This is a genomic window from Sphingobacterium shayense, assembly GCF_013179575.1.
Lineage (GTDB): Bacteria > Bacteroidota > Bacteroidia > Sphingobacteriales > Sphingobacteriaceae > Sphingobacterium > Sphingobacterium shayense.
Genome location: NZ_JABMCQ010000242.1, coordinates 1 through 4,395, shown reverse-complemented (window position 1 = coordinate 4,395; position 4,395 = coordinate 1). Strand labels below are relative to the sequence as shown.

Below are 4,395 nucleotides of genomic sequence, written 5' to 3'. Positions count from 1 at the left end.
AACTTGGTCTTACAAAGTATATTAAAGCGCATCGCCTGAAACTACAGTTGAATGCAAATTATACTGTAAGTAACGGGGATTTCGGCAACAGTCATCAAGGTAATAAGTGGGGTGGTATATTTCAAATTGAACTCGGTATATAAAACGAAAATAACATACGATGAAGTATTATCTAATCGCGGGAGAAACATCTGGTGATTTACATGGAGCAAATCTTATCAACGCATTGAAACGCTATGATCCGGCATTTGAATGTCGTATTGTTGGAGGAAATCAAATGCGTAACGCTGCCAGCATGGAACCACTCATCCATACCTCCGAAATGGCGTTCATGGGCTTCATCGAGGTTATTAAAAACCTATCGGCAATTCGAAAAAACCTCAGGAAAGTTAAAGCGGATATTGAGCTCTATAAACCCGATACGCTAATTCTTATTGATTTTCCGGGGTTTAACATGAAAATTGCTTCATTTGCCAAGAAGAAAGGTATCAAAGTATGTTATTATATTTCTCCCAAAATCTGGGCATGGAATCAGGGACGTGTGCACAAAATAAAAAAGGTAGTAGATCACATGTTGTGCATTCTGCCTTTTGAAGTAGATTTCTATAAGCAATATGATTATCAAGTCGACTATGTAGGTAATCCTTTACTCGATGCTATTGCAGCGCATAAACCAAATACAGATTTTAGAAAAGCAAACGCACTTAACGAACGGCCGATTATAGCGCTGTTGCCCGGAAGTCGTAAAATGGAGATCGAACAACTATTACCAGAGATGGTCGATTTATACTACCTGTTTCCGGCGCATCAATTTGTTGTCGCTGGCGCTCCCAATTTTAATGAGGAATTTTATAAAACCTTTATCGGCGATCTTCCTATTCACGTAGTTTTCGACCAAACCTATGATCTTTTGCAACATGCGCAGGCGGCGGTGGTTACGAGTGGGACGGCAACTCTAGAGACGGGGATTTTGAAAGTGCCTCAGGTCGTGGTATATAAAGCGAATAAAATTTCAGTTTTTATAGCTCGACTTGTGATAAAGGTTGAATTCATTTCGCTTGTGAATTTAATTAACGGATTTTTATCGGTACGCGAACTTATACAGAAGGAATGCAATACGAGATCAATTGGTGATGAACTCAATGAGCTTTTAAATAACGACGAACACCGAGCGAGCGTAATGGAGAATTACGAATTGCTCGCAGAAAAATTAGGTACTCCAGGTGCGTCGGAAAAAGCCGCTAAACTGATCGCCGGTTATTCTGGAGTCCTGGAAGATTAAACTTTTTTTGTTTGACATGCTCTAATTGATATTAAAACATATAGACTATGAGAATCATTCATCTATTGACCGCGGTATTTATTTGCTTTTCGACAGTTTCGTTAGGTCAAGTTCAAGAAGAGCATATTACCAAGTTAGAGTTAGGGAAAAAGAAAAAGAAATATTTCAACTCTAGAGATTCCACGGCTGTTATTTATATCGATACGTTGATCATGAAAGACAAATCGTCGATTCAATTTATTGGGAAAAAGGACGTAAAGCTGGTTGTCAAACATGCCCAAATTGGGAAAAAAGCGTTTATTAGCGGCTCCGGTGCTAAAAATAATGCTTCGAATTTTAATATCGATATTGCTATTCAATCTTTAGGATCGCTATATGTTATTGCTAAAGGACAAGATGCAATTAACGGGACTAAAACAAATGATAATGGAGACGGAGGTAATGTCATTTTCCGTTATGCAGCTTCAGGAATAGTACCGCAAACAGAGGATAAAAATGCGGATAATTATTTGCGCGTCGACGTTACGCCTGGAGGCAGGACCACAAATCCTACAACTGATTTGAACCAGATTTATTCGCGTATTAAAACAGCGCCATCAGGCCTCCGGGGAGTGCCACAAGGACAGATTTATTCCGGATCGCCCGGTAAGGAAGGTACCGTTACGATTGAAGTTAAGCCTTAATTTAATGAACAACGACAATAAGGTTACTAAAAGAAATACAAATAAAATAGCATTACTTTGCTTGCTGTTTTTCGGTTGTTTTAATGCATTATATGCGCAGGAAGTTGAAGTCCTTGTTAGAAAAGAAGGCGTAAGTTTTCGCGGTATTTCTTCGTTTGGGAACAATCAAATATGGGTTTCAGGTAGTCTGGGGACAGTCGGTCGTAGTATAGATGCAGGTAATACATGGCAGTGGGTATCCCCTTCCGGATATTCGGAGTTCGATTTTCGTGATATCGAAGTGTTTTCTAAAAATGAGGCTATTATAGTATCAGCTGGTAGTCCCGCTGTCATTCTTCGTACCGAAGATGCGGGACAATCCTGGTCTGAAGTATATAGGGATGTGCGTCCCGCTATTTTTTTAGATGGTATGGACTTCGACGGCGATCATGGTTTTGTTCTTGGAGATCCAATTGACGGAAACTTTCAACTGTTAGAAACTAATGATAGGGGAAAAACATGGAACGACGTTTCTAGTTCGATGTACCTATTTGCCGATGATGGAGAAGCGGCTTTTGCAGCCAGCGGTAGCTCCCTCAAACTAATTGGCAAATATCTGTATATAGGTACAGGTGGTATCACATCAAATTTTTTTATACGAAAGGCTGGGAAAAGACTTGCCGTATTAAAATTTCCGGTTCCTATGATTCAAGGAGCTGCGAGTACCGGAATATTTTCGATTGACTGTTGGGATAGAAAAACCATTATTGCGGTAGGCGGAGACTATTTAAACGATACTGTTACAACGGATGCTGTTGTGATCACGCGTGATGGAGGGCTTAATTGGGAAAAGCCGATTACGCCTATCTCCGGCTTCAAATCTTGTGTAAAATATATAGACAAAGATTATTTAATAGCAACAGGCACTTCAGGAACGGATGTATCTACTGATGGAGGGCACAATTGGAAGCAAATATCTACCGAACGATTTCATTGCTTGACAACAAATAAATCATCCACAACAGTTTATCTCGCTGGAAGTGATCGGATCGGGAAAATAGTATTTTAAAATAAACATAAAAAAATGCCGGACTAACAATATAGTACCGGCATTTTCTTGTTCTTTCTGAATTAGAGTTGCTTATCTAATTTCTCAACAAGCACTGATTTTGGAGCGGCACCGATATTCTTGTCTACGATCTCCCCATTTTTGAAGTATAATAACGCAGGAATATTACGGATACCATACTTCACTGAAATATCTGGATTGTTATCAACATTTACTTTTCCAACAACAGCTTTCCCTTCGTACTCCGTAGCAATCTCGTCCACTAACGGGCCTACTAGACGACATGGACCACACCATTCTGCCCAAAAATCGATTAGGACAGGTTTATCTGATTTTAGCACTAATTCGTCAAAATTGCTATCTGTAATTTCTAATGCCATAGTATTTTCGTTTTTAAATTTTTTAATTATTCTATCTCTTACTATACAAAGATAAAAATTTAGCGAGGGATAATCGTCATTCGCTGTTCATAAAATTTCTATAGCCTATCAATTTAATCTATATTTTAGTCCTTCGAGATTTTCAATACCGTCGAGAAACTCGTTTGTCAGGTTAATTCTAAGTGATTTTGCCGGCATTTCGATAACAAGCTCGTCCTGCATGTCTAAGATTTTGAATTTCAGCTGACAATTTGATTCGGCGCCCTCTACCCTAGCTTCATGAATCAAATTGTGGACTGTCTTAATTAACTGTTCATCAAGTAGGTGAAGTGGCATTTGAATTGTAAAGCTCTTTGCCATTTTATCGCGTAGTTCTGAAAGTAATTGAATATTCTTTAGCTCGAAGCCCCAGTTTCCAACTTGCTTAAAACGTTCTTGAACCAAGCCTCTAATCTGTACGAAGAATCCTTCCTGCAAGTAGCCTTTAAACTTAACATAGTCTTCACCGAAAACCATTACTTCAAATGAATCGCCATAATCTTCTATAATAAAGGAACCAAACGGTTTTCCATTCTTTGATATACGATGGTTCGCCAGTGCAATGACGCCTCCAATTACAACTTCTTTATTTTTGATTCTGTTAAAATCTAGTAAAACATCATCTTCTACTTCACTGGCCTTAACCTTGTTAATAAGTTGCAAATCTCGCACCCGATTCTGACAAAAATGTTTTATCTCAAACTTATAATTATCCAGCGGGTGGCTAGTTAAATAAATTCCGATAACTTCACGCTCGTATTTTAGCTTTTCGATTAAACCCCATTGTGCGCAAGGCGCGAGTACCGGTTCAGGCAACTCTGTCGCGGCAGAACCACCAAAGAGACTTCCCTGAGCTGAGTTTTCGTTTTCTTTTACGCGGTTTCCATATTTAATAGCTTTTTCTAATCCCGTGCTGTTATCGCCGTCACAATAAAAATACTGCGCACGGTGCGTGTCTGCAAA

General features: G+C 39.1%; 5 protein-coding genes. 3 read left to right on the top strand and 2 right to left on the bottom strand.

Annotation, left to right across the window (positions count from 1 at the left end):
* Positions 1 to 160 precede the first annotated feature (160 nt).
* From lpxB to HP439_RS18030, 3 genes are read left to right on the top strand one after another with little or no spacing between them, the layout of a single operon-like run.
* Positions 161 to 1,282: a lipid-A-disaccharide synthase gene (gene lpxB, locus HP439_RS18040; RefSeq protein ID WP_172391725.1), complete on the top strand. Its 1,122-nt coding sequence runs from the start codon at positions 161 to 163 to the stop codon at positions 1,280 to 1,282.
* A gap of 47 nt (positions 1,283 to 1,329) precedes the next feature.
* Complete coding sequence (locus tag HP439_RS18035) at positions 1,330 to 1,965, top strand: hypothetical protein (RefSeq protein WP_172391724.1); 636 nt, start codon at positions 1,330 to 1,332, stop codon at positions 1,963 to 1,965.
* 4 nt (positions 1,966 to 1,969) lie between these two features.
* Entirely contained in the window at positions 1,970 to 3,013 is a 1,044-nt protein-coding gene (locus tag HP439_RS18030; RefSeq protein WP_172391723.1) for a YCF48-related protein, read from the top strand.
* A gap of 62 nt (positions 3,014 to 3,075) precedes the next feature.
* Here HP439_RS18030 and trxA read toward each other — a convergent pair whose 3' ends face one another.
* Together trxA and HP439_RS18020 are read right to left on the bottom strand one after the other, a co-directional pair.
* The gene (gene trxA, locus HP439_RS18025; RefSeq protein WP_172391722.1) at positions 3,076 to 3,393 is read right to left on the bottom strand and encodes a thioredoxin; all 318 of its coding nucleotides are present in this window, start codon (positions 3,391 to 3,393) and stop codon (positions 3,076 to 3,078) included.
* A gap of 108 nt (positions 3,394 to 3,501) precedes the next feature.
* On the bottom strand, positions 3,502 to 4,395 hold an 894-nt coding region (locus tag HP439_RS18020; RefSeq protein WP_246229409.1), incomplete at its 5' end, for an OB-fold nucleic acid binding domain-containing protein.

What these genes read in the sequence shown, in the direction of transcription:
- lpxB (WP_172391725.1), top strand. Translation starts at nt 161, where the DNA reads ATGAAGTATTATCTAATCGCGGGAGAAACATCTGGTGATTTACATGGA.
- HP439_RS18035 (WP_172391724.1), top strand. Translation starts at nt 1,330, where the DNA reads ATGAGAATCATTCATCTATTGACCGCGGTATTTATTTGCTTTTCGACA.
- HP439_RS18030 (WP_172391723.1), top strand. Translation starts at nt 1,970, where the DNA reads ATGAACAACGACAATAAGGTTACTAAAAGAAATACAAATAAAATAGCA.
- trxA (WP_172391722.1), bottom strand. Translation starts at nt 3,393, where the DNA reads ATGGCATTAGAAATTACAGATAGCAATTTTGACGAATTAGTGCTAAAA.